Origin of the sequence: Leisingera sp. McT4-56 (genome assembly GCF_020514995.1) — a bacterium.
In the GTDB taxonomy this organism is placed as follows: domain Bacteria; phylum Pseudomonadota; class Alphaproteobacteria; order Rhodobacterales; family Rhodobacteraceae; genus Leisingera; species Leisingera aquaemixtae_A.
Genome location: NZ_JAJALF010000011.1, coordinates 65,126 through 88,151, shown reverse-complemented (window position 1 = coordinate 88,151; position 23,026 = coordinate 65,126). Strand labels below are relative to the sequence as shown.

Sequence of the window (23,026 nt, the reverse complement as noted above, 5' to 3'; positions counted from 1 at the left end):
GTCAATGTGGTTTGTAACCCCATATATGACAACATGGCACCAAATTGAACGAACCTTCAAGGAGCATCCCTATGGTCAATTTCAAACCGCTCGATCCCGCGTTTCCCATCGACCAGCAATTGGGTGTGGAGGCCGGGCCAGTCGTTCTGGTCAATCTCTTCACGGTCGACCCCGCTGAGCAGGGCGCATTAGTTGGAGCGTGGAGAAATGACGCCCTCTGGATGAAGAAGCAGCCGGGTTACATCAGCACCCAGCTCCACAAGGCCGTCGGCGATGGCAGCATGTATATGAATTATGCCGTCTGGGATTCCGTTGCGGACTTCCGCGCGGCGTTCTCCAATCCGGAGTTTCAGCAGCAACTCAGCCACTACCCGTCCAGTGCTGTGGCGGCTCCCCATCTGTTCGAAAAAGTCGCCGTGCCTGATTGCTGCACATCCTGACGAACTTCAAAACGGCAAGACAAACTGGGAAAACACAATGAAAACAAGGGTTCATGCCTTCGCAGGCGGCATCGGGTTCCTGATGATCCTCCTATTCTGGACATCAACGGCCTTCAGTGAATTATTTGCAAGCCATGAGGCTATCGCGGCGGTCAAGGCGTTGATCCTGCGGGGCATGTTTGTCCTCATCCCGGCGATGATCATTGTTGGCGGCTCTGGTATGGCGATGGGGCGGCGGCGCAAGGATGCGCCGGCGAGAGCCAAGAAGAAACGCATGCCGGTTATCGCGCTGAATGGTTTGCTGATCCTCGTTCCGGCGGCATGGTTCCTGGCTGGAAAGGCTGCTGCCGGTGAATTTGATGGCACCTTTTATGCGGTCCAGGTGGTCGAGTTGATCGCCGGCGCAGGAAACCTGGCCATGATGGGAATGAATATACGGGATGGCCTGAAGATGACCGGCAGAATCCGGTGTTCCCGCTGAAGCGGCTGCAGACTTTCGAACCGGCCGGCTTCCGCATTTTCTTTTCAGGAGATGGCGGGAAGGACGCGTTGAACTCTCCGGTTGCTCCTAGTCCTGCCGCAAAGCGTTTTCAGTTGTCGGGCGCTCCGCTCAATACAAAAAAACCCGGCCTCTCAGCCGGGTTTTCCTGTCTTGTGCCAATGCCGAGGCTTACGCAGCCAGACCCTTGGAGCCGATCGCCAGGAACTTCTGGCGCCGGTCCTTGACCAGCGCAGCGGCGTCCATGTCCTTCAGCTCGTCCAGCATGTCCTGGATCGCGCCGCTGACCGATTTGATCGCCGCCTTGGGGTCGCGGTGGGCGCCGCCCAGCGGCTCCGGGATGATCCGGTCGTTGACGCCCAGCTTGTTCAGGTCCTGCGCGGTCAGGCGCAGCGCTTCCGCTGCCTCGCGCATCTTCTCGGCGTCCTTCCACAGGATCGAGGCGCAGCCCTCGGGGGAAATCACCGAATAGATCGAATGCTCCAGCATCGCCACACGGTTGGCAGTGGCAAAGGCCACCGCGCCGCCGGAGCCGCCTTCGCCGATGATCACCGAGATCAGCGGCACGCCGATCTTCAGGCACATCTCGGTCGAGCGCGCGATCGCCTCGGACTGGCCGCGCTCCTCGGCGCCCTTGCCGGGGTAGGCGCCTGCGGTGTCCACCAGGGTGATCACCGGCAGCTTGAAGCGGCTGGCCATTTCCATCAGCCGGATCGCCTTGCGGTAGCCCTCGGGGCGCGCCATGCCGAAGTTGCGCTCGATACGCGACTTGGTGTCCGAACCCTTCTCATGGCCGATCACCACCACAGGCTGGTCGTTGAAGCGGGCCAGGCCGCCCATCACCGCCAGGTCATCGGCAAAGTTCCGGTCGCCGGCCAGCGGCGTGTACTCGGTGAACAGCGCCTCGATATAGTCCTTGCAGTGGGGGCGCTCAGGATGGCGTGCCACCTGGCATTTGCGCCAGGGTGTCAGATTCTTGTAGAGGTCCTTCAGCAGCTGCTCCGCCTTGGCGTCCAGCGCCTTGGCCTCATCCGCCACATCCATTTCCTCATTCGCGCGCGCCAGCGCCCGCAGCTCCTCCGCCTTGCCCTCGATTTCGGCCAGCGGTTTTTCGAATTCCAGATACTGGGTCATGTTGCCTCTGCTCTGCAGGTTTGCAGCTATATGGCCTTAGCGGCGCCAAGATGCAACTCAGCAAGATTTGTGATCTAGGCTTATGCCATCACCTGAGGGCAGAGAGACACGAAGGAGACGCCGCAAATGGCCGCCAGCTACGAAGACCGGATCCTGCGGGTTCTGGCCTATATCCACGACAACACTGACGGCGACCTGTCGCTGGACAGGCTTGCCGATGTGGCGGCGATGTCGCGGTTCCACTGGCACCGGGTGTTCCGCGCCCTGACCGGTGAAACCTGCGCGCAAGCCGTGCGCCGGATCCGGCTGCACCGCGCCGCGGTCTGGCTGGTGATGGCGGACATGCCCATCGCTCAGGTGGCCGCCCGCGCAGGCTACCCGAACCAGAACAGCTTCTCCCGCGCGTTCTCTGAGTCCTATGGCAGCAGCCCAGCGGCCTTCCGCCGCGACGGCCAGGTGCGGCTGCCGAACCCAACCCTCAGAACAGGAAGCTATCCCATGTATGACGTGATCACCCGCACCGACCCCGCCCGCCGCCTGGCCGGCCTGCCGCACAAGGGCGCTTACCACGAGATCGGCAAGAGCTTTGAAGCCCTCGGGGCGATCTGCGAGAGCCGCCAGCTTTGGCCGCAGCTGGGCGCGGTGCTCGGGGTCTATTTCGACAGCCCGGACGAGGTGGACGAGGCCGAGCTGCGCAGCTTTGCAGGTGCGGAGTTCACCGGCGAGGCGCTGCCCGAGGGCATGGAAGAGGTAAGCCTGCCTGGCGGCCGTGCCGCGGTGCTCACCTACAAGGGGCCGTATTCCGGAATCCACGCTGCCTATCACAGCCTGTTCGGCAACTGGCTGCCTGCGTCGGGGGAGGAGCCGGCCGACCAGCCTTGCTATGAGGTCTATCTCAACAATCCCCGCGACACCGCGCCGGAGGATCTTCTGACAGAGATCTGCTTGCCGCTGAAATGATTTCCCGCCCGGCCCCTTGCGCGGGGGCGGGAGCTCAGCCCCTGCAGGCCGGGAGTGCAGCTTGCGTTATTGCGGCCAGATCACCGGATAGAGCGAGGCCACCAGCAGCGCCGCCATGGTCCAGTTGAACAGCACCAGACGCCGCGGGCTGGTCAGGAACCGCGCCATCTGCTGGCCCAGCACCGTCCAGGACCCGACCGAGGGCAGGTTGATCGCCCCGAAAATAACCCCCACCAGCAGGATCGCCACCAGCGTCTGATCCGGCGTGTAGGCGCTGATCGCCGTGAGGGCCATCGCCCAGGCCTTGGGGTTCACCCATTGAAACGCGGCGGCCTGCAAAAACGTCATCGGGTGCCCCTCAGCCCCCTTGGCCTGCACCGGCGCGGCATTGGCGATCTTCCAGGCCAGCCACAGCAGATACACAACCGACACCGCCTTCAGCACCGTGTAGCTGGCCGGGAAGGCATCAAACACCTGCACCAGCCCGGCGCCGACCAGCAGCACCATGAACACAAACCCCAAAGCCACCCCCAGCATATGCGGGATGGTGCGGCGGAAGCCGAAGTTGGCGCCCGAGGCCATCAGCATCAGGTTGTTCGGCCCCGGCGTGATCGAGGAGACAAAGGCGAAAAGCGCAAGGGCAGTGAGGAGTTCATAAGTCATGCGCAAAATCATTGCGCTAAATTGGCCAAATGAAATTGCGTTTTGCTGTGGCCTGTGCGTATTTTCGCAACCAGTGGCGAAAAATGACAAGATAAACCGGCAAATATTGCAAGAACTCAGCCGCGACGGCCGGATCAGCAACCTGGAACTGGCGGAGCGGGTGGGCCTGTCGCCCTCTGCCTGCCTGCGCAGGGTGCAGGAGCTGGAGCGCACAGGCGTCATCACCGGCTACCGGGCGGTCCTGGACAGGCAGAAGCTGGGGGTGGGCTTTGCCACCTATATCGGCGTCGGCCTGGGTGAGCACACCAAGGAGGCGCAGGAGGCGTTTGAGCGCGCCATGCAGGCGGCGCCGGAAGTGGTGGAGTGCCACAATATCACCGGCACCATCGAATACCTGCTGCGGGTCGAATGCGCCGACCTGCCCAGCTACAAGAAGTTCCACACCGATATCCTCGGCACCTCGCCCTATGTCACTGCGATCACCACCTATGTGGTGATGGGCTCGCCCAAGGATCTGCGGGCCTGAACCCTGGCTGAGGCTGGATTTTGAGTATTTGGGGAAAGATGAAAGACTGATGCGCTTCATCTTTCCCCAAATACTCACTGCGCTGCGTTGGCTTCAGACGCGCGGCTGCAGGTGTTGCGCACCCTGCGTACGCCGCTCTCACGGGATCTTAAGCCGCTTTTGGCAGTCTTGGCCCCGGTCGCGATCAACCGCCGGGGCTTGGCTCCCCGGCACATTTGGAACCGGACCCCTGCCTGGCAGCGGGGCCGTGCAGAGACAACGTTTAGCACGCGGGCGGATACGCCCGTCCATCTCCGCCACTCTGGCGGCGCCGCCAGTCCATAACACCTCCGCTGAAGCAGATCATGGATACAGGCAAAAACGGATCAGACACACCGGCAGGGCAGGAGCCTTGGCCGGGAAAAACGCATGCCGTGCCGCTGCTCGCCTCTCCTAGGTCAGGCGCCCGCCTTATGCTCCGCGAGCAAGGCCCGCACCGCAATCTCCGGCGAGGCCAGGACCGGCACCCGTGACTGCTCTCGCAGCAGCTCTGCCGCCCCGGCCATCGAGGCTTGCGCCAACACCACGCAGGCAAAATCCATTGCCGCCAGCGCCTCCGCCACATCCGCTGCGATTGCAGCTGCAAAACGCGCGCTGTCCCCAGCCTCGAACAGCGGCCAGTGCCGGCCCAGCTCCAGGCAGGTAAGCTCCGGCTCGCACGCGCCGAAGGCGCGGCGCAGCAGCGCTTCCGAAGGCCCGGCGGTGCTCTCCAGGCAATAGGCCATCAGCACCGGTCCGCCGGTGCGCGCCGCTTCCTGCATCATCGGCCAGTCGATGCGGATGGCGCCCGCGTCCTCCGCCGCCGGGCCAAGGGTGGTGCAGGTGCACAGGACCGGCCCGTCCGCCGCCGCAACGGCCGCGGCAATCTCTGCCCTGAGGCCCGCATCAATTCCGCCCTGTGCCCGCTCCAGCCAGTCGGCGCGCACCTGCTGATCCAGATCCGCCCCCGGCGCCAGCGCGCAAAAGGTTTCCACATGCACCTCAGCCGTATGCAGCAAGGTCAAATCCGGCATCTCTTCCTCCAATCAAAAAGGGCGCCCCTTGGGGACGCCCTTGAAACCTTCAATCACGGACCGGCGTCAGCTGCCCGCGATCAGTTCGGCCTGCGCCACAATCACCTCAGCCTGCTTGATCGAGGCGATATCGACCAGACGGCCCTTGTAGACGGTTGCGCCGGCGCCGGAGGCCTTGGCCTCCTCCATCGCCGCCAGGATTTCGCGGGCTTCCGCCACAGCCTCATCCGACGGGGTGAACACCTGATTGGCCAGCGCGATCTGGCTGGGGTGGATCGCCCATTTGCCGACCATGCCCAGGGTCGCGGAGCGCTTCGCCTGCGCGATATAGCCGTCCTCGTCGGAGAAGTCGCCGAACGGGCCATCGACCGGCAGGATGCCGTGGGTGCGGCAGGCCGCGACAATCGCCGCCTGCGCCCAGTGCCAGGGGTCGGACCAATGCTTCTGGCCCTCGCGGATCATGTAGTAGTTCTCCTGGGTGCCGCCGATGCCGGTGGTCTGCATTCCCATCGAGGCGGCGAAATCCGCAGCGCCCAGCGACATCGCCTGCAGCCGGGGAGAGGATTTGGCGATCTCCTCCACATGGGCGATGCCTGCCGCGGATTCGATGATCACCTCAAAGGAGACCGGCTTGGTGCGGCCCTTGGCGCGCTCGATGGCAGTGACCAGCGCGTCCACCGCATAGACATCCTCGGCGCAGCCCACCTTGGGGATCATGATCTGGTCGAGCCGGTCGCCGGCCTGCTCCAGAATGTCCACCACATCGCGGTACCAGTAGGGGGTGTCGAGCCCGTTGATCCGCACCGACAGGTATTTATTGCCCCAGTCCACATTGTTGATCGCCTCGATCACGTTGGCGCGGGCCTGGTCCTTGTCATCCGGCGCCACCGAATCCTCCAGGTCGAGGTTGATGACATCCGCCGCCGAGGCCGCCATTTTCTCGAACAGCTTCACTTTGGAGCCGGGGCCGAACAGCTGGCAGCGGTTGGGGCGCGCCGGGGCGGCGGGCTGGATGCGGAAGCTCATGGGGCAATCCTCCGGGTAATGACGTTTCAATTCTGCTGGGGTGAAGTGTTAGAAAGTTGCGCGGGCATGTGCAAGGAAATTTTGCAGATGCAGAAAGTGCCGCTGCGCTGCGGCGCCGGAAACTTTGCCGCAAACAGGCGCGCAAGCCCTGGCAGCCCGTGCGAGCAACCGGGCATGAGACGTGCATTCATTGAAAACTGGGCCCTGTTTCTGGGCATGCTGATGCTGATGGTGGCCAACGGCCTCTTGGTCACCTTGCTGACAATCCGGGGTGCGGGGCTTGGCTTCTCCGACCTCACCATTTCGATCATGCAGGCGGCCTATCCTGCCGGCGCCCTGCTGGGCACCGTGATGGCGCCGGGGATGGTGGCCAAGGTGGGCCACATCCGGGCGTTTTCGGCGCTGGCTTCGCTGGTGTCGATCTCGGCGATCCTGCACCTTCTGACCTCGGACCCCTATTCCTGGTCGGCGATGCGGTTCCTGGCCGGAGTCTGTTATCCCGGCATGTATGTGATCACCGAAAGCTGGCTGCAGGCAAAATCCGAAAACAGCAACCGGGCGCAGATCCTGTCGATCTACTTCATGATCTGGATGGCAGGCCCGGCCATCGGCACTGCGCTGGTGGCGCTGCCGGACCCCCGCGGCAACCTCTTGTTCGGGGCGGTGTCGATCCTGATCTCGCTGTCGATCGTGCCGCTCTTGCTGTCCGGCATCAAGGCGCCGGAGTATGAGGTGCCGGACCGGATGCCGGTCAGGAAACTCTACCGCGTGTCACCGATGGCGGTGCTGGGCAACCTGGTCAGTGCGACTGCGGTAGCGGGCTGGTTCATTGCGCTGCCGCTGTATGCGCTGTCGCGCGGGATGAGCCCGGCTGAGGCCTCCGGCGCGCTGGTGGTGGCGATGATCGTCGGCGCTGTGGTGCAGTACCCGGTGGGCTGGATCAGCGACAAGACCGACCGGCGGCTGGTGCTGATGGGGCTGGGCGTGATTGGCGCCGCGGCCTGCCTGTGGATGCTGGCGACCCCCACGCCGCAGGCGCTGGTGATCGGCTTTGCGGTGCTCGCGGGCGCCAGCCTGCCGATGTATGCGGTCTGCTCCGCCCATGCCAACGACCAGCTGAAACCGGCGCAGATCGTGCCGGCCAGCGGGGCGATGGTGTTCCTTTTGAACGTCGGCCAGTTCGGCGGCACGCTGGCGGCCCCAAATATGGTCAGCATTGCTGACGGAAATGGCCTGCTGATCCTGCTCGCAGCCCTGTGTTTTATGGTTGCAGGCGTTGCCGCGCTGCGGCGCACGCAGGCTGATGCGCCAGAGGAAACCGGCTCCCAGCAGGCGATTGCGGTGCTTGGCGCGCCCCAATCCGGGGTGCTTCAGGCCGAATCCTGGCTGGAGGAGGAAAATAATGTCAGTGATGGTGACATAACGCCGGAATCTCCTGTCAAATGATAAAAATGCAGGAGAATCTTGCGCCTCAGGGGCGTGCAGCGGCGGAATAGGTATGAACTTGTGCGGGAAACTCCGCAAACTCACCGGTAAGAGTGAAGAGGAAACCCGCCATGATCGAAACCCCTTATCTGCTGTTCCTGGGCGACGCGCCCGACATGCTGGCCGCCAAAGTTGCCATCGGCATCCGCGACTGGCGCCCCGACCACGCCGTCGGCCAGATTTCCCTGCCGGGCTGCGGCGCGGACCTGGGCCTCAAGGAAATGACCCTGGCCGAGGCCAAGGAAGCCGGCGCCAAGACCCTGGTGATCGGTGTCGCCAACCGCGGCGGCGTGATCTCGCCCGCGTGGAAAGAGGTGCTGATCGAGGCGCTGGAAATGGGTTATGACCTGGCGTCCGGCCTGCACAACCTGCTGCGCGACGAGGGCGATCTGGTGGCCGCGGCCCAGACCCACGGCGGCACCCTGCACGATGTGCGCGTCCCGACCGTCGGCTACCCGATTGCCAACGGAAAGAAGCGCACCGGCAAGCGCTGCCTGGCAGTCGGCACCGACTGCTCGGTCGGCAAGATGTACACCGCCCTGGCGATGGACGCCGAGATGCAGAAGCGCGGCATGAAGTCGACCTTCCGCGCCACCGGCCAGACCGGCATCCTGATCACCGGCCACGGCGTGCCGCTGGACGCGGTCATCGCCGACTTTATGGCGGGTTCGATCGAATACCTGACCCCGGACAACGACGATGACCACTGGGACCTGATCGAAGGCCAGGGCTCGCTGTTCCACATCTCCTACTCCGGCGTCACCATGGCGCTGGTGCACGGCGGCCAGCCGGATGCGCTGATCCTGTGCCACGAGCCGACCCGCACCCATATGCGCGGCCTGCCGGACTACGACGTGCCGACCCTGGAAGAGCTTCGCGAGGTGGCCCTGCCGCTGGCGCAGCGGTCCAACCCGGCGTGCCAGATCGTCGGCATCTCGGTCAACACCCAGCACCTGTCCGAGGATGAGGCGGTGAAATACCTGGCCGAGGTCGAAGAGCGCATGGGCCTGCCCGCCGTCGACCCCTACCGCCACGGCGCAGGCCGCCTGGTGGACGCGCTGGCCGCGGTCTGATCTAACACCCCCGCCGGAGGCGCGTGCCGACAGGGCAGGTGCCTCCGGCGGGAGTATTTATGGAAAGATGAAAAGGCAGGCGCCAGGAGTTTCCGGCGCCGTGCCAAGGCCCGCCGCGGCTCGCGCGCAGGGCCGCAGGAAAGGGCAGTTTCATGAACATCACCGTCACCCCGGACGTCTTCAAACTGGCGCAGGTCTTCACCATCTCGCGCGGCTCGCGCACCGAGGCCAAGGTGCTGACCGTGCGGGTGGAGAAGGACGGCGTCACCGGCTGGGGCGAATGCGTGCCCTACGCCCGCTATAACGAGACGCTGGACAGCGTGACCGCCGAGATCGAGGGGCTGCCTGCCGATTTCACCCGCGAGGAGCTGCAAGCGCTGCTGCCGGCCGGCGCCGCCCGCAATGCGGTCGACTGCGCGCTGTGGGATCTGGAGGCGAAACAGGCCGGTAAACGCGTCTGGGAACTGGCAGGCCTGCCGGAGCCGGGGCCTGAGATCACCGCCTACACGCTGTCGCTGGATACGCCCGAGAAGATGCAGGCGCAGGCGGCCGAGAACGCCCACCGGCCGCTCTTGAAAATCAAGCTCGGTACCCCCGATGACATGCCCCGCCTGGAAGCGGTGCGCGCCGGGGCACCCGATGCCAAGATCATCATCGACGCCAATGAGGGCTGGTCAGCAGAAGTTTACGCCGAGCTGGCGCCGCATCTGGTGCGCCTCGGCGTGGAACTGGTAGAGCAGCCCTTGCCCGCGGGTGAGGATGCGGCCCTCATTGGCATGGAGCGCCCGGTTCCGGTCTGTGCGGATGAGAGCTGCCACGACCGTGAGAGCCTGCCGAAGCTCAAGGGCAAGTATGACGTGGTCAACATCAAGCTGGACAAGACCGGCGGCCTGACCGAGGCGCTGAAGCTGCGCGAGCAGGCCCTGGCCGAGGGATACCAGGTGATGGTCGGCTGCATGGTCGGCTCGTCGCTGGCGATGGCGCCCGCGACGCTTGTGGCGCAGGGTGCGGCGGTTACGGATCTTGACGGGCCGCTGCTTCTGGCCGAAGACCGCGAGGAACCTTTGACATTTGATGCCGACGGCGTGCACCCGCCCGTGGCTGCCCTGTGGGGTTGAGGAGACAACAATGACCCGTACTGTTTATGTGAATGGCGAATACCTGCCCGAGGGTGAAGCCAAGGTTTCGATCTTTGACCGCGGCTTCCTGTTTGCCGATGCGGTTTATGAGGTGACTTCGGTCCTCGACGGCAAGCTGATCGATTTCGAAGGCCACGCGGTGCGTCTGGACCGTTCGCTGAAGGAGCTGGACATGGCGTCGCCGTGCTCCAAGGAGGAGCTGTTGGACATCCACCGCAAATTGGTGGAGCTGAACGGCATCGAAGAGGGCCTGGTGTACCTGCAGGTCTCCCGCGGTTCCGACGGCGACCGGGATTTCGTGTTCCCGTCCGCGGACACCCCGCCGTCGCTGGTGCTGTTCACCCAGAACAAGCCGGGCCTGGCCGACAGCCCTGCCGCCGCCAAGGGTGCCAAGGTGATCTCGATCGAGGACATCCGCTGGGGCCGCCGCGACATCAAGACCGTGCAGTTGCTGTACCCGTCGATGGGTAAGATGATGGCCAAGAAGGCGGGCGCCGACGACGCGTGGCTGATCGAGGACGGTTATGTGACCGAAGGCACCTCCAACAACGCCTATTACGTCAAGAACGGCAAGATCGTGACCCGGCCGCTCAGCAACGACATCCTGCACGGCATCACCCGCGCCGCGGTGCTGCGCCTGGCGGCGGAAGCGCAGATGGAGATCGAGGAGCGCCTGTTCACCATCGAGGAAGCCAAGGAGGCGGATGAGGCCTTCACCACCTCCGCCAGCGCTTTTGTGATGCCGGTTGTGGAAATCGACGGCGTGCAGCTGGGTGACGGCACCCCGGGCCCGATCGCCAAGCGCCTGCGCGAGATCTACCTGGAGGAAAGCCGCAAGAAAGCCGTCTGAGGCTGCTTGCCGGACCGGAACGAAAGGCCGCCCGTTCGGGCGGCTTTTTTCGTTCAAAAGAGAATCAATTCCGCTGTGCATGGCCGTGCAGAGGGGCCATAAGGCCCGGGTTCGAGAGCGAAGAAGCGGTGTATTATGCAGGCCGTGGCAACAATGGCTGCCGCTGTACCGGACTGTCCCGGAAAGCCCTGCTTCGGCTCGGAATTTTAACTAATTTTACACAAAATGCGCCCTTAGGCAGGGGAATGGGATAGTCTGGGTTCAGTTGATGGGGACGGGCCGGGGGGCCGCGAGCCAGAACTTCAGACCTTGGAGGTGCAAGATGGAACAGTGCTATCAGCCGGAGATTGGTGAGGCCGTGAACAGCCGGGCAGGGGAGCCCAGCGACGCGGAAATCCTGGCTGCTGTCCGTCAGGTGCTGACCGCCGAGGTGGTGGAGCATCCCGATTACGCTGAGGCGCCTGCCGGCCGGGGGTGGCTGGCTGGCAAGCTCCTGGCGCGGGAGCGTCCGGCATCGGGCGCGCTGGCGGCGCGGCTTTTGGGCCGGTTCCGCGGCTAGGCGCGCCATCCGGGGGGAGCGCACCCTGCTGCGGAACCGCAGCCTGGCAATTTTATCAAATGCATTTGTTGCGACGGCCGCCCAGAACGGGCGGCCTTTTTACGTTCTGCAGGAGGGCAGAAGCCGCGCCGTCGTTTGTTTGTGCTAGAGTTGGCAGCACAGAAGGCAGGGGAGGGGCGTTGATGCTGGGCTGGCTGAGGATGCAGGTTGCAATGGCGGCGGCGCTGTTTGCGGGGCCCGCGGTATCTTCGGGGGCGGCGGACTGCGGCGGTGAAACCCCCTGCAAAACCGAGAGCGGGGCGTATCACATGGCCCTGCCGGACGGCTGGCAGGGCGGGCCTGCGGTGATCTACCTGCATGGCTACGGCGGCAGCGGCGCCAAGGTTGTCGCGAACAAGGGCTTTATCGGGGCCTTCACCGCGCGGGGCTATGCGGTGATTGCTCCCAACGGGCTGCCCTGGCAGCCGGGCAAGCCCTCCGACTGGTCGGTGCGGGACGGCTGGAACACCTATCCGCGCAACGATGCGGCCTTCCTGCGCGAGGTGCTGGCGGATGCCGAAGCCCGCGCTGGGGTGGATCCGGGCCGGGTGCTGCTGGCGGGCTTTTCCCGCGGCGGCTCGATGGTGTGGGAGATGGCTTGCCTGGCGCCGGATTTTGCCGCCGGTTACGCGGCGGTGTCGGGCGGCTTCTGGCTGCCGATGTCCAGAACCTGCAAAGGCCCTGTGCATCTGCTCCACATCCACGGCTTTGCCGACAAGGTGGTGCCGCTGGAAGGCCGGGCGATCCAGGGCTCAGTAGCCGACATCGTGCAGGCCGACATCTGGGAGGGGCTGCAGCTGTGGCGGAGGCAAAACGGCTGCCCCAGCAACGCGGCGGGGCATGAGATGGAAGACCGGGTCTGGCGCAAGCGCTGGGACTGCGGAAGCGGCGGGCTGGAGCTGATCCTGCACAAGGGCGGGCACGGCTTGCCCAAGGGCTGGAGCGCCATGGCGCTGGACTGGTTCGAAAGCCGGGAGCGCTGAGGGGGCAGGGCCGGGCTGCCCCGCCGTCCCTTGCGGTCAGCTGCTCTCAGTCAGCCGCTGCCTGAAGAACCCGAGAATTTCATCCCGCGCTGCCAGAGTCGGGCTGCCTGCCTCATCCACCAGATGTGCGGTCACCACGCTGTGCGGGGAGGGGACGTGTTTGGCAAAGAACGGCGGCACCTCTGCGGCGGCGGCGCTGTCCGGCAGGGTGCGGGCGTCGAACCGCTCTCCCAGCGCCTCGGCATAAGCCGCAAAGCGCTGCGCCTGGCAGAAGGCGTCGCCCTGGAACCGGTAGGCGAGCACGGTGAGGTCCTCGCGCTCCAGCCGCGCGCGCACGGCGGCCAGTTCCTCGGGTGGGCTTTCGACCTCCGCAGGATTGTCCAGCGGCAGCGAGGGCTGCGCCAGCACGGGTGCCAGCATGGCGGGCTCCAGCATCATTGACAGGGCAAAATTGCCGGTGAAGCACATGCCGATGGCACCGGTGCCGGGGCCGCCGCATTCGCCGTGCGCCTGACGCGCCAGCGCCCGCAGCCACTGGGTGACCGGGCTGGCGCCGCCGCCGGCAAAGGCGCGGAACTCGGCGCTGACGCAGGCGCGGCGGAACACCTCTGCGCCGTCCTCCGCCGTGGCCACCGCACCATCGCGGCCGAACAGCGACGGCATGTAGACGGTAAACCCGGCATCCCGCACCCAGCGGGCAAAGCGGGCCACATGCGGGCTGATCCCCGGCATCTCCGCCATCACAATCACCGCCGGGCCTTGGCCGGAAACATGCACGGTTTTCTCCGTATCGTTGAGGGTGATCCGGCGCGGCTCGAAATCTTCGAGTGCATCGTCGCGGTCCATCGGGCGCTGGGTCATCGGGGCTGTCCTTTCGAATGCGAATCTGAGTCTAAATTTTGAACTCAGGTAGAAATCCCCTATCTGGGTCCACATGTCAAACCCAGCTTCTGATTCCCGTGAAACCCTGCCCGCCGTCCGCCGCCGCGCCCTGGTGCCCAAGGAGCAGTGCCCGATGGCGCTGGCCGCCGGGATCATCGGCGACCGCTGGACGCTGCTGATCCTGCGGGAGGCGTTTTACGGCGTCTGCCGCTATGACGACATGCGCGAAGACCTGAAGGCGCCGCGCTCTACCCTGACCGACCGGCTGAACATGCTGGTGGCGCGGGGGATACTGGAAAAACAGCCCTATCAGGAGGCGGGCGACCGGGTGCGCCGGGCCTATGTGCTGACCGAAGCCGGGCGCGGATTGGCGCTGACCTTCCTGGCGCTGGCGCAATGGGGGGAGGCGCATGTGACCGGCGGCGCGGCGCCGGTGGGGGCGGCGGACCGGGAGACCGGCGCACCGCTGCGCGTGGCATTGGTGGATGCGGACGGCGCGCCGGTTGATCTTGCGCGCGCCGCCTTGCGGCTGAGGGGCTAAGGCAGCGGCCAGCCCGCCTGATTTCACCTTTGGGCAAATACTCCAGGGTGAATTGGCCGCAAGGGCAAGAGGGGCAGAGCCCCTCTGTCCCGGTTCAGCGGAGCAGCCGCTTACTGCTTGTCGGTGACGTTTTCCTTGAAGGCGACTTCAAAAGCCGCCTGTTTCTCGGCGCTGGCCTCGGTCTGGTAGTTGGCTTTCCACTCTTCCATGGTCATGCCGTAGTAGATTTCGCGGGCCTCGGTCTTGCCCATTTCGATGCCGCGCTCGTTGGCGGCTTCCTGGTACCAGCGGGCCAGGCAGTTGCGGCAGAAGCCGGCCATGTTCATCAGGTCGATGTTCTGCACATCGGTGCGGTCTTCCATCAAGTGCATTTGCAGGCGGCGGAAGGCGGCGGCCTGGATTTCGATCTCGGTTTGCTTGTCCATTGCGGGTGTCCTGACTAAGTGCGGGGCGTTTGGGCACAGGCCTAGCAGCCGCGGCGGGGGCGGGCAATGGCGGGGTGCGGCGGGGTCAGATCAGCTGCAGCGCCAGCCACGGCCCCAGCGCGGTGGCAAAGATCACGATCTTGTAGGTGCCGAGCCAGCGGTAGACGGTGAGGCTGACATCCGCAGGCGCCAGCCCGAACATGCGGGCGTGCAGGCGGGCGGTCCAGTCCCGCAGCAGCATCAGAAGCACGGCGGAGAGGGTGAACAGGCCAATATGCAAAACGGTCAGCCAGCCGAAAAAGGCAGAGAGGGTCTCCTGGGTCATGACTGCTCCTTTCCCGGAAAATCCCGCGTTTCCGTTACAGATATGGGGGTGTGCCGCCGGTTCTGCAACGCGGGGTCGTTTTCCGGCGCGGAAATCGGCCAGGAAAAATTGATACTTCCCGGCCGGAATTCGCGCCGAAGTCCGGGTCAGAGACCGGAGGCCTCCAGCGCCTTGGGCAGGATGCGGGCGAGGCGTTCGGCCCAGGCGTGCTGGCCGGTGTGCTCGGCGATCAGATCGTTTCGCAGCTCGATCAGCGTGTTGGCGCGGCCCTGTTTGGTGGCGTGGGTTTCGATCGCGTCGCCGGGCAGAAAGCCGGTGTAGGGCTCGTTGACGCCGACGCACAGGCCGTCCTCGCGGGTAAGCTCGTCCACGACGAAGGGAGAGAACCGCTCGCCTTCGGGGAACAGGATGCCGATCTCCCAGGGCCGCGGCGGCCGTCCGCGCAGCTGGCGGGTGAAGCTGTGCACCGAGACGATCACCGTGCGCGGCCGTTCCGCCAGCCGCGCCAGCGCCCGGTGATAGGGGCGGTAGCAGTTCTCCAGCCGCTCCTTCAGTTCGGCCTCGCCCGCGTGGCGGTTGGCGGGGATGATGGTGCCGTCATAAAGCTTCATCAGCAGGGTCGGATCGTCCTCGCCGCGGTTGGGGTCGATCACCAGGCGGGAGAAGTTGGAGGCCACCACCGGCGCGTCCAGCATCTCGCCCAGGAGCTTGGACACCTCGTAGGCGCCGACGTCATAGGCGATGTGGCGCTCCATATCCTCGCGCGGGAGGCCCAGGTCGCCGCCGCCGGCAAAAGTCGGCACATGGTTGGTTGCGTGGTCGCAGGTGATCAGCCAGCGGGCGGGACGGTCTGCGCCGTGAACAAAAAAGGGAGTGTATGTCATGAGCCTGATATGTTTTGCCGCAATCTCTTTACGGGAGTTGCGCGGAAATGGGAATTGGGGGATAAGCACCCGAGCTGTTTGCGGTAACATAATTCAGGCCCGGAGGAGAGGACCCCAATGAAACGATCGCGCAATGTGAAGATTGTCGCCACTTTGGGGCCGGCGTCGGAGACCTATGAGACCATCCGGGCGCTGCATGAGGCGGGGGCTGATGTGTTCCGCCTGAACATGTCGCACGGCAGCCACCCGGAGATTGCCGAGAAGCACAAGATCATCCGCCAGGTGGAGCAGGATCTGGACAGCCCGATTGCGATTCTGGCCGACCTGCAGGGCCCGAAGCTGCGGGTGGGTGTGTTCGCCAACGGCGCCGAGGAGCTGGAGGAGGGCGCCAAGTTCCGCCTCGACCTGGATCCGGCGGAGGGCGATGTGTCCCGCGTGTGCCTGCCGCATCCGGAGATTTTCCAGGCGCTGGAGCCCGGCGCGCATCTCTTGGTCAATGACGGCAAGATCCGCCTGGTGGTGGATGCCTGCGGCCCGGATTTTGCCGACTGCACGGTGGAGACCGGCGGCACGATTTCCAACCGCAAGGGGGTCAATGTTCCGGACGTGGTGCTGCCGCTGGCCGCCTTGTCGGAAAAGGACCGGGCGGACTTGGAGTTTGTCTGCGCCCTGGGCGTCGACTGGCTGGCGCTGTCGTTTGTGCAGCGGGCCAAGGATGTCTATGAGGCGCGCGCGCTGGCCGACGGCCGCGCGGCGGTGCTGTCGAAGATCGAGAAGCCGCAGGCGGTGGAGGATTTCGAGGCCATCCTGGATGCCTCCGACGGCATCATGGTGGCGCGCGGCGATCTCGGCGTCGAGCTGCCGGTGGCGGCGGTGCCGCCGATCCAGAAACGGCTGGTGCGCAAGTGCCGGGCCGCGGCCAAGCCGGTGATCGTGGCGACCCAGATGCTGGAAAGCATGATCGAAAGCCCGATGCCGACCCGCGCCGAAGTCTCCGACGTGGCCACCGCGATCTATGAGGGCGCCGATGCGGTGATGCTGAGCGCCGAAAGCGCGGCCGGCCAGTATCCGGTGCAGGCGGTAAAGACCATGGACAAGGTCGCCATCGAGGTCGAGGCCGACCCGACCTATACCCAGATCATCACCGCCTCGCGCTCCGCCAAGGGCACAACGGTGGCCGACGGCATCGTCGCCGCGGCGCGGGAGATCGCGGAGAAGACCGAGATCAAGGCGATCTGCTGTTTCACCCAGTCCGGCACCACCGCGCTCCTGACCGCGCGGGAGCGTCCCGGCGTGCCGATCATCGCGATGACCCCGGTCAGCGCCACGGCGCGGCGGCTGTGCCTCAGCTGGGGCTGCAAATGCGTGATGACGCCGGAACTGGACCGCTTCAAGGGCGCGGTGGTCAGCGCCGCGCGGGCGGCGCGGTCGGGCGGCTATGCCTCCGAGGGCGACCAGATCGTGGTCACCGCGGGCGTGCCCTTCAACGTGCCGGGCACCACCAACATCCTGCGCATCGCCCCCTGCGACGAGCGGCTGATCTACAGCACCGATCCGGAGTGACCCGGTCCGCTGCCCCGGGCTGATGCGCCAGGGGCGGCGGCAGCCGCCAGATTGAAATCCCGCCGCAGGCGCCTACCATTTTCCCTAGGTTCGTTTTGTTCCGGGGGGGAAGGAATGGATACTGATCTGGCGCTTATCCTGGGGCTGGTGCTGGCAGGGCTTTCGGTGCCGGCGGCGCTGTCCGCGGCCAGCGAACAGCGGCCGCCGCGCTTTCCGGCAGTTGCCATACTGGCGGCCATCGGCCTGATCGGCTATGCCGTTGGAATGAACCCCGGCGGTTACAGCCTGGCTGATATCCCGGAGGCGTTTTTCCGGGTCGCCGGGCAGCTTTTCTAGAGAATCCGCTTGCCCATCCCGCCTGCATTGCTTAAAGGGCAGCTCTGTTCCGCGCGGCCGGCCTTTCTTAGGCATGCCGAGTCGCGCGTCTAGCGAACCTGCATTGAAGGAGACGGAAATGCCCAAGATGAAGACGAAGTCGAGCGCCAAGAAGCGCTTCAAGGTGACCGCGACCGGCAAGGTCATGGCTGGTCAGGCCGGCAAGCGCCACGGCATGATCAAACGCACCAAGAAATTTATCCGCGACGCCCGCGGCACCACCACCCTGTCCGCACCGGACGCAAAGATCGCTAAGGGCTTCATGCCCTACGACCGCTAAGAGGAGATCTGAGATATGTCCCGCGTAAAAGGTGGTACCACGACTCACGCCCGTCACAAGAAGGTCATCAAGGCAGCCAAAGGTTACTACGGCCGCCGCAAGAACACCTTCAAGGTTGCCCGTCAGGCCGTCGACAAGGCGAACCAGTACGCAACCCGCGACCGTAAGAACCGCAAGCGCAACTTCCGCGCGCTGTGGATCCAGCGTATCAACGCCGCTGTGCGTTCGCATGACGAAGCGCTGACCTACTCCCGCTTCATCAACGGCCTGAACCTGGCCGGCATCGAAGTGGACCGCAAGGTTCTGGCCGACCTGGCCGTGCACGAGCCCGAAGCCTTTGGTGCGATCGTGCGCCAGGCACAGGACGCGCTGGCAGCCTAAGGCTCCGGAGTTTTCGAATTCAGAAAAGGCCGCCCTGGTCGGGGCGGCCTTTTTTGCTGTTTGGGGGGCGCTATACGGGGCAGGCGAGCGTTGGATTGGCTGCAAGCGGCACCCGGCCTACATGCTGGATTGTCCGGGGAGGGCGGCTTGCCGCCTGAAATGCCGGCGCTAGTTAGCCTGTTCAGCACCGCAGGAGGTTGAAAATGCCATACTCTCAAAGCCAGCTGGACGATCTTGCTAAGCGCTACACCGAAGCTTGGAACTCACAAGTGCCTGAGCAGGTCGCGGCTTTCCATGCTCCGGACAGCAGTATCGTGATCAACCGTGGGGAGCCTTCGAGCGGTCACAGCGGCGTCACCGGGATGGCTGCGGGGTTTCATGCGGATGTGCCTGACCTGCATCTTACCTGCGATGGCATCCGCGGGGCCGGCGCCCACGTCTTGTACATGTGGACGTTCACAGGCCACCATGCCGGGACCGGCAATCCGCTTAAGGTAAGCGGCTGGGAAGAGTGGGAGCTGGACGGCGGCATGAAGATTACCTCCTCCCTGGGATGGTTCGACGCAGAGGACTACGAGCGCCAGGTCTCAAGGTAAGGTCTGGCAGGCGCGGCGGGGCAGGCCTGTTCACCCGTTCCGGCAGAATCCGCGCACCTGCACCGTTCAGCCCTGGCGCGGCATCCGCAGGCTGAAGACAGTCAGCCGTTCATCCGATTGCACCGACAGGAGGCCGCCGTGGCCCTTGGCGATCTGCTGGGCGATGAACAGCCCCAGCCCGAGGCCGTTCTGCGACTCCCGGGTTTCGGCGCGGGTGAAGGGTTCGAACAGCAGCGCCACGGTTTCCGGCGGGATCGGCGTGCCCTCATTGGCGACGGAGAGCACGAAATCGCCGCCCTCGTCACGGGCGCTGACCTGCACCGGCTTGCCGGGGGTGCCGTGCGTCACCGCGTTGGCCAAGAGGTTGGAGACCAGCTGCGCGATCCGGCCCGGGTCGCAGTCCAGCGGATCTGCGAAACTGTAGTCCTCCTGCAGCGGAGTGTCGGGGTTGGCCAGGCGGATCTCCTCCACCGTCTGCTGCAGAACCGGCAGAAGCGGCGCTTCGCGCGACCGGGCGATTTCGATCCCGTTGCCGAGGCGGGAGCGGGCGAAATCGAGGATATCGTTAATCAGCGCCGACATGCGGGTGACCGACTGGCGGCCCAGGGCGAGGATTTCCAGCGCCTTGGCCGATTGCGGCTCATTCTCCAAGAGCCGCAGTGCGGCGCCGACCGCAGACAGCGGGTTGCGCAGGTCGTGGCCCAGCACCGCGATGAACTGCTCGCGGAAATGGGCTTCCTGCTCGCGGTTTGCGAGGTGGGCCGCGTTTTTCTTGGCTTGGGTCACGTCACGGGCGTTGCAAATAAACCGGTCCCCTTCCGGCACCGCATTCCAGGACAGCCAGCGGTAGCTGCCGTCCTTGTGGCGGTAGCGGTTCTCGAACTGCAGCACCGGCTCCCCGTGCTTGAGCCGTTCAAAGGCGGCTTCGGTCCGGGACATGTCTTCGGGGTGCAGGAAGTCGAAGAATTGGCGGCTTTCGATTTCCGCGGGCAGCAGGCCGAGTGTTCGGAACCAGGCGGGGTTGGTATCGGTGAATATGCCGGAGGCATCGACCACGCCCAACAGGTCGGGCGTGACCTTCCAGGTCAGGCTGGTGCGGTCGATATGGGTGGGCATGGGCGCGGTTCCCGAGCAGCGTCAACGCGCCATTTTGCACATGCCGCAAAGTATCTGGCAAGCCTCAAGGTATTGGATCGGCAGGAAAACGCATCTTCCGCGTGCATCAGCCGCGCCCGGCGGCCCGCAGCCTGCAGCGGCGCCTACCACATCCTTGACTTGGCGTATTCCGCGTAGCCCGCGTCATAGGCGCCGGCCTCGAAATCCTGCTGCTGTTCCTGCAGGAACTGGCCTGCGGTGGGCACCGCGGGGCGGTCTGCCTCCGGGTCCCACAGGCGCGAGCGCATCAGCGCCTTGGCGCATTGGAAGTAAAGCTCTTCGATGGTGATCACTGCCACGGTGGCGGGCCGCAGGGACTTGCGGGCGAAATGCGCGCGCGTTTTCTCGTCTGCGGTCAGCACGGCGGTGCCGTTCACCCGCACCACGTTGTTGCAGCCCGGCACCATGAACATCAGGCTGACCCGCGGGTCGCGGACGATGTTGCGCAAGCTGTCGATGCGGTTGTTGCCGCGCCAGTCGGGCAGCCACAGGGTGCGGCTGTCCGCCATATGCACCACCGGGCCGTCATCGCCGCGGGGGCTTGCGTCGGTGCCTTCTGGACCGATGGTGGACAGGACCAGGAACCGCGCGGCACCGATCCAGTCGCGGTAAAGCGGCGTCAGATGGCTTGTGACCTTGGTCAGCGACTGCGGCACCGGGGCGCCGTAGATCTCCTCAAGCTCATTGGTGCTGGTGATTGTCTGCATGGTCCGGCCTCCTTTTGGTTGCGTTTTACCTTGCCCTTTCGTGGTGATGGGGCCAGTTTTTGCGCAAATGGGCCAGAATGCGGATATCCGGCGGCGGGGGTCGTCCTCGTCCGATGCGGTGCAGATGCTGCCGCATGGGGTGGCGTCCTACGCGCGCATCTACCCGGACGGCTATGTCTCCGCCTGGCATGACCACCCGCGCCATCAGCTGGTCTATGCGGTGGCCGGGCTGATGATGGCAGAGGCCGGCGGCACCACCTGGGCGGTGCCTGCGGGGGCGGGGCTGATCGTGCCGGCAGGGATGCTGCACGAGATCCGCATGGCGGGCGAGGTGCAGCTGCAGTCGCTCTATATCGATCCGGCGGAGCCGGGGGCGGAGATGATGGCGGAATGCCGGGCCGTGGCTATCTCCGCGCTGCTGGCCCGGCTGATCGCGGCGCTGTGCGCCATGAACAACCCCTGGCCGCTGCCGCCGCGGGCGCATCATCTGAGCCGGCTGATCCTGATCGAGCTGGGCACGGCGGAGAAATCAACCCTGGCGCTGCCGTATCCGGCGGATGCCCGGCTGCGGCGGGTTTGCGATGCGCTGATGGACAGCCCGGGCAGCGTGCAGACCATTGACCATTGGGCGGCGCTGGCGGGGATGAGCCGCCGCAGCTTCACCCGCCGGTTCCAGCAGCAGACGGGGCTGAGCTTCGGCGGCTGGCGCAACCGCCTGCGCTGCCAGATCGCGCTGCGGGCCGCAGCGCGCGGTGAGCGGATGGAGCAGGTGGCGCAAAGGCTGGGCTACGCCAGCCGCCAGTCCTTGCAGACGATGATGCGGCGGCTGGTTTGAACGCGGCCCGGCTGGTGTTACAGGCTCTTGCCATCGAAAATCTCCAATGGAAGGTGCAAAGTATCCACGCCGTCGATGCATCCCAGGTTGACGCGGAACGTGCCGGGCGACAGTCGCGGCTCCACAAAGGTATGGATGCCGCAGGTGCCGCAGAAGTGATGCTGCGCAGCCAGTGTACCGAAACGGTAGGTCTTCAGCGCGTCACCGGCTGCGGTGATCGTCATATCGTCCTTGGGCACCTTGAAGGGGCTCAGGAAGGCGGTCTTGCGGATGCAGATCGAGCAGTCGCATTGCATCGCGCTGGTGATTTTCGGCGCAAAGAAGGAAAAGCGGACAGCGCCGCAATGACAGCTGCCTGAATAGTTTCTCATAGCTTGCCTTAGCTGGTTAGGGGAACGCAGCAAGCTTGGCCGCGCCAGCGGTGTGCGGGCAAGCGGTTTATGCGGATTTGACGCTTTACCTCAGGCCGCGATCCCGTGCGGGCCGTGGCGGATGATGGCCCACTGGCCGTAGCTGTCGTCCAGATCCAGCTTGATCGCTGCGTCGGACTTGGTGGAGGCACTGCCGATCTCGGCCAGGGTGAATTCGATCCCGCCGGGGATGTCGATCCGGACCCGGTGCTCGCCGCCGCCATGCGGGGCCTGGATCGGGCGGCCGGTGGAGGTGACCAGCCCTTCGATGTCCAGCTTGGCGGTGCGGTTTTCGATGTCCACCTCGTAGTCGATCCGCTTGATCAGCGTCTCGTGCACGGTGTCGCACATGGCGCGGAACACCCACCAGTGGGTGGCTTCCTCATCGGTTTCGCCGCCAAGCATCACGGTTTCCAGCGCCGCGCGCTGGGCGTCGGTGGAGCGGTCGTCGATGATCGCCTGCAGCGCGCCCTTGCCCTCAAAAACTGGGCCGGGCCAGGCGTAGAACAGCGCGGCGCGGGTGCCGGCCAGGTCGGTATCGCCGAAATGGCCCTTGTCGATATGGATCACCTCGAACCCGGTGCAATGCCCGTGGGTGGGCAGATCCTCGAACTGGCAGGGGCAGCCGTAGTTGCAGTTGCAGTTCCCGAAGCTTGGGCCTTCGATATACCAATCCACATGTGCCATGGCTGTCCTCCGGTTGTTCTGCTGAATGGGATGCGCTGGGCCGCGCACCGCAAGTATAGCACAAAACCGGCAGCCATGCCGGGCCGCGGGTCAGGCGCGGCCGCTCTCCGCCGCGGCGACCGGGAACAGGCGGTCATAGGCGAGGGTGAAGCCGTAGGTGTAGACCACCACGAAGGAGGTCACCGTCAGGTCGGCGGCCAGCGCCTGCAACAGGCCCAGGTTCAGCCACCAGATATAGACCGGCAGCGAGGTGAGCAGCAGCGTCGCCTCGAACCCTGCGGCATGGAGCAGGCGGCCCAGCGGCGAGCGGTTGCTGGCGACCCGGCCCGCCCTGGCATCCGCGTGATCGAAGATCCAGTTGTAGAGGAGGTTCAACAGCATCGCCTTCACCGACAGGAAGGCGCCCAGCAGTCCGATGTCGCTGAGCGGCTTGTCGAAGAAAGCCGCGCCGACCGGCACCAGCATTGCCATCAGCAGGATTTCGAAGCTGATGGTGTAGCGCAGCCGGTCCTTCGCCGTGCGCATTGCAACTTTGCCTGCCATCCTGTGCCT

General features: G+C 65.1%; 30 protein-coding genes. 17 read left to right on the top strand and 13 right to left on the bottom strand.

Annotation, left to right across the window (positions count from 1 at the left end; translation table 11 throughout):
- Window positions 1–71 precede the first annotated feature (71 nt).
- Both LHL23_RS13820 and LHL23_RS13815 read left to right on the top strand, forming a co-directional pair.
- Complete coding sequence (locus LHL23_RS13820) at window positions 72–440, top strand: antibiotic biosynthesis monooxygenase family protein (RefSeq protein ID WP_226430289.1); 369 nt, start codon at window positions 72–74, stop codon at window positions 438–440.
- Between the two features lie 37 nt (window positions 441–477).
- Window positions 478–921: a hypothetical protein gene (locus LHL23_RS13815; protein WP_226430288.1), complete on the top strand. Its 444-nt coding sequence runs from the start codon at window positions 478–480 to the stop codon at window positions 919–921.
- A gap of 189 nt (window positions 922–1,110) precedes the next feature.
- On the opposite strand, the gene LHL23_RS13810 is transcribed toward LHL23_RS13815, so the two are convergent.
- Window positions 1,111–2,073: an acetyl-CoA carboxylase carboxyltransferase subunit alpha gene (locus LHL23_RS13810; protein ID WP_226430287.1), complete on the bottom strand. Its 963-nt coding sequence runs from the start codon at window positions 2,071–2,073 to the stop codon at window positions 1,111–1,113.
- Between the two features lie 126 nt (window positions 2,074–2,199).
- Here LHL23_RS13810 and LHL23_RS13805 point away from each other — a divergent pair, with 126 nt between their 5' ends.
- The gene (locus LHL23_RS13805; RefSeq protein ID WP_226430286.1) at window positions 2,200–3,033 is read left to right on the top strand and encodes an AraC family transcriptional regulator; all 834 of its coding nucleotides are present in this window, start codon (window positions 2,200–2,202) and stop codon (window positions 3,031–3,033) included.
- Window positions 3,034–3,099: 66 nt separating this feature from the next.
- Here the strand turns inward: LHL23_RS13805 and LHL23_RS13800 are convergent, their stop codons facing one another.
- A complete protein-coding gene (locus tag LHL23_RS13800) occupies window positions 3,100–3,696 on the bottom strand; it encodes a LysE family translocator (RefSeq protein WP_226430285.1) in 597 nt (198 codons plus the stop codon).
- 73 nt (window positions 3,697–3,769) lie between these two features.
- Here LHL23_RS13800 and LHL23_RS13795 point away from each other — a divergent pair, with 73 nt between their 5' ends.
- Window positions 3,770–4,222, top strand: coding sequence for an Lrp/AsnC family transcriptional regulator (locus LHL23_RS13795; RefSeq protein WP_226430284.1), 453 nt, complete (start codon window positions 3,770–3,772; stop codon window positions 4,220–4,222).
- A gap of 437 nt (window positions 4,223–4,659) precedes the next feature.
- On the opposite strand, the gene LHL23_RS13790 is transcribed toward LHL23_RS13795, so the two are convergent.
- Complete coding sequence (locus LHL23_RS13790) at window positions 4,660–5,274, bottom strand: hypothetical protein (RefSeq protein ID WP_226430283.1); 615 nt, start codon at window positions 5,272–5,274, stop codon at window positions 4,660–4,662.
- Between the two features lie 66 nt (window positions 5,275–5,340).
- Window positions 5,341–6,300 carry an L-malyl-CoA/beta-methylmalyl-CoA lyase gene (locus LHL23_RS13785; RefSeq protein ID WP_226430282.1) on the bottom strand — a complete coding sequence of 320 codons (960 nt, stop codon included), beginning with the start codon at window positions 6,298–6,300 and terminating at the stop codon, window positions 5,341–5,343.
- A gap of 174 nt (window positions 6,301–6,474) precedes the next feature.
- On the opposite strand from LHL23_RS13785, the gene LHL23_RS13780 reads away from it, so the two are divergent.
- The 6 genes from LHL23_RS13780 (at window position 6,475) to LHL23_RS13755 (ending at window position 12,428) form a co-directional block, all read left to right on the top strand.
- A complete protein-coding gene (locus LHL23_RS13780) occupies window positions 6,475–7,746 on the top strand; it encodes an MFS transporter (protein ID WP_226430281.1) in 1,272 nt (423 codons plus the stop codon).
- A gap of 110 nt (window positions 7,747–7,856) precedes the next feature.
- The gene (dgcN, locus tag LHL23_RS13775; protein ID WP_226430280.1) at window positions 7,857–8,858 is read left to right on the top strand and encodes an N-acetyltransferase DgcN; all 1,002 of its coding nucleotides are present in this window, start codon (window positions 7,857–7,859) and stop codon (window positions 8,856–8,858) included.
- 152 nt (window positions 8,859–9,010) lie between these two features.
- The gene (gene dgcA, locus LHL23_RS13770) at window positions 9,011–9,976 is read left to right on the top strand and encodes an N-acetyl-D-Glu racemase DgcA (RefSeq protein WP_222479947.1); all 966 of its coding nucleotides are present in this window, start codon (window positions 9,011–9,013) and stop codon (window positions 9,974–9,976) included.
- A 10-nt stretch (window positions 9,977–9,986) separates the two neighbouring features.
- Window positions 9,987–10,847, top strand: a complete 861-nt coding sequence (locus LHL23_RS13765) for a D-amino-acid transaminase (RefSeq protein WP_226430279.1) — start codon at window positions 9,987–9,989, stop codon at window positions 10,845–10,847.
- Between the two features lie 322 nt (window positions 10,848–11,169).
- Entirely contained in the window at window positions 11,170–11,406 is a 237-nt protein-coding gene (locus tag LHL23_RS13760; protein ID WP_222479943.1) for a hypothetical protein, read from the top strand.
- Between the two features lie 182 nt (window positions 11,407–11,588).
- Window positions 11,589–12,428, top strand: coding sequence for an alpha/beta hydrolase family esterase (locus tag LHL23_RS13755; RefSeq protein WP_226430278.1), 840 nt, complete (start codon window positions 11,589–11,591; stop codon window positions 12,426–12,428).
- A 36-nt stretch (window positions 12,429–12,464) separates the two neighbouring features.
- Here the strand turns inward: LHL23_RS13755 and LHL23_RS13750 are convergent, their stop codons facing one another.
- Window positions 12,465–13,289: a dienelactone hydrolase family protein gene (locus LHL23_RS13750; protein WP_226430277.1), complete on the bottom strand. Its 825-nt coding sequence runs from the start codon at window positions 13,287–13,289 to the stop codon at window positions 12,465–12,467.
- Window positions 13,290–13,362: 73 nt separating this feature from the next.
- Here LHL23_RS13750 and LHL23_RS13745 point away from each other — a divergent pair, with 73 nt between their 5' ends.
- On the top strand, window positions 13,363–13,851 hold the full coding sequence (locus LHL23_RS13745) for a winged helix-turn-helix transcriptional regulator (protein ID WP_226430276.1): 489 nt from the start codon (window positions 13,363–13,365) through the stop codon (window positions 13,849–13,851).
- A 110-nt stretch (window positions 13,852–13,961) separates the two neighbouring features.
- Here LHL23_RS13745 and LHL23_RS13740 read toward each other — a convergent pair whose 3' ends face one another.
- From LHL23_RS13740 to LHL23_RS13730, 3 genes are all read right to left on the bottom strand, one after another.
- Window positions 13,962–14,276 carry a DUF1244 domain-containing protein gene (locus LHL23_RS13740; RefSeq protein ID WP_226430275.1) on the bottom strand — a complete coding sequence of 105 codons (315 nt, stop codon included), beginning with the start codon at window positions 14,274–14,276 and terminating at the stop codon, window positions 13,962–13,964.
- An 85-nt stretch (window positions 14,277–14,361) separates the two neighbouring features.
- Window positions 14,362–14,601, bottom strand: coding sequence for a DUF6868 family protein (locus LHL23_RS13735; RefSeq protein WP_222479937.1), 240 nt, complete (start codon window positions 14,599–14,601; stop codon window positions 14,362–14,364).
- Window positions 14,602–14,747: 146 nt separating this feature from the next.
- A complete protein-coding gene (locus LHL23_RS13730) occupies window positions 14,748–15,485 on the bottom strand; it encodes an N-formylglutamate amidohydrolase (protein ID WP_226430274.1) in 738 nt (245 codons plus the stop codon).
- A gap of 117 nt (window positions 15,486–15,602) precedes the next feature.
- Here LHL23_RS13730 and pyk point away from each other — a divergent pair, with 117 nt between their 5' ends.
- The 5 genes from pyk (at window position 15,603) to LHL23_RS13705 (ending at window position 18,680) form a co-directional block, all read left to right on the top strand.
- A complete protein-coding gene (gene pyk, locus LHL23_RS13725; RefSeq protein WP_226430273.1) occupies window positions 15,603–17,048 on the top strand; it encodes a pyruvate kinase in 1,446 nt (481 codons plus the stop codon).
- A gap of 114 nt (window positions 17,049–17,162) precedes the next feature.
- Window positions 17,163–17,384, top strand: coding sequence for a hypothetical protein (locus LHL23_RS13720; RefSeq protein ID WP_222479931.1), 222 nt, complete (start codon window positions 17,163–17,165; stop codon window positions 17,382–17,384).
- A gap of 118 nt (window positions 17,385–17,502) precedes the next feature.
- Entirely contained in the window at window positions 17,503–17,703 is a 201-nt protein-coding gene (gene rpmI / locus LHL23_RS13715; protein WP_222479928.1) for a 50S ribosomal protein L35, read from the top strand.
- Between the two features lie 15 nt (window positions 17,704–17,718).
- Window positions 17,719–18,084, top strand: a complete 366-nt coding sequence (rplT, locus tag LHL23_RS13710) for a 50S ribosomal protein L20 (RefSeq protein ID WP_008206278.1) — start codon at window positions 17,719–17,721, stop codon at window positions 18,082–18,084.
- 203 nt (window positions 18,085–18,287) lie between these two features.
- Complete coding sequence (locus LHL23_RS13705; RefSeq protein WP_226430272.1) at window positions 18,288–18,680, top strand: ester cyclase; 393 nt, start codon at window positions 18,288–18,290, stop codon at window positions 18,678–18,680.
- 66 nt (window positions 18,681–18,746) lie between these two features.
- Here LHL23_RS13705 and LHL23_RS13700 read toward each other — a convergent pair whose 3' ends face one another.
- Together LHL23_RS13700 and LHL23_RS13695 are read right to left on the bottom strand one after the other, a co-directional pair.
- Entirely contained in the window at window positions 18,747–19,796 is a 1,050-nt protein-coding gene (locus LHL23_RS13700; RefSeq protein WP_226430271.1) for a PAS domain-containing sensor histidine kinase, read from the bottom strand.
- 143 nt (window positions 19,797–19,939) lie between these two features.
- On the bottom strand, window positions 19,940–20,542 hold the full coding sequence (locus LHL23_RS13695; RefSeq protein ID WP_222479922.1) for a pyridoxamine 5'-phosphate oxidase family protein: 603 nt from the start codon (window positions 20,540–20,542) through the stop codon (window positions 19,940–19,942).
- A gap of 67 nt (window positions 20,543–20,609) precedes the next feature.
- On the opposite strand from LHL23_RS13695, the gene LHL23_RS13690 reads away from it, so the two are divergent.
- A complete protein-coding gene (locus tag LHL23_RS13690; protein ID WP_226430270.1) occupies window positions 20,610–21,377 on the top strand; it encodes an AraC family transcriptional regulator in 768 nt (255 codons plus the stop codon).
- A 17-nt stretch (window positions 21,378–21,394) separates the two neighbouring features.
- Here the strand turns inward: LHL23_RS13690 and LHL23_RS13685 are convergent, their stop codons facing one another.
- From LHL23_RS13685 to LHL23_RS13675, 3 genes are all read right to left on the bottom strand, one after another.
- A complete protein-coding gene (locus LHL23_RS13685; RefSeq protein ID WP_226430269.1) occupies window positions 21,395–21,748 on the bottom strand; it encodes a GFA family protein in 354 nt (117 codons plus the stop codon).
- A 90-nt stretch (window positions 21,749–21,838) separates the two neighbouring features.
- Window positions 21,839–22,474 (bottom strand): DUF1326 domain-containing protein, encoded by a 636-nt coding sequence (locus LHL23_RS13680; RefSeq protein WP_226430268.1) that lies wholly within the window; start codon window positions 22,472–22,474, stop codon window positions 21,839–21,841.
- Window positions 22,475–22,564: 90 nt separating this feature from the next.
- Window positions 22,565–23,017 carry a PACE efflux transporter gene (locus tag LHL23_RS13675; protein WP_226430267.1) on the bottom strand — a complete coding sequence of 151 codons (453 nt, stop codon included), beginning with the start codon at window positions 23,015–23,017 and terminating at the stop codon, window positions 22,565–22,567.
- Window positions 23,018–23,026: the final 9 nt, after the last annotated feature.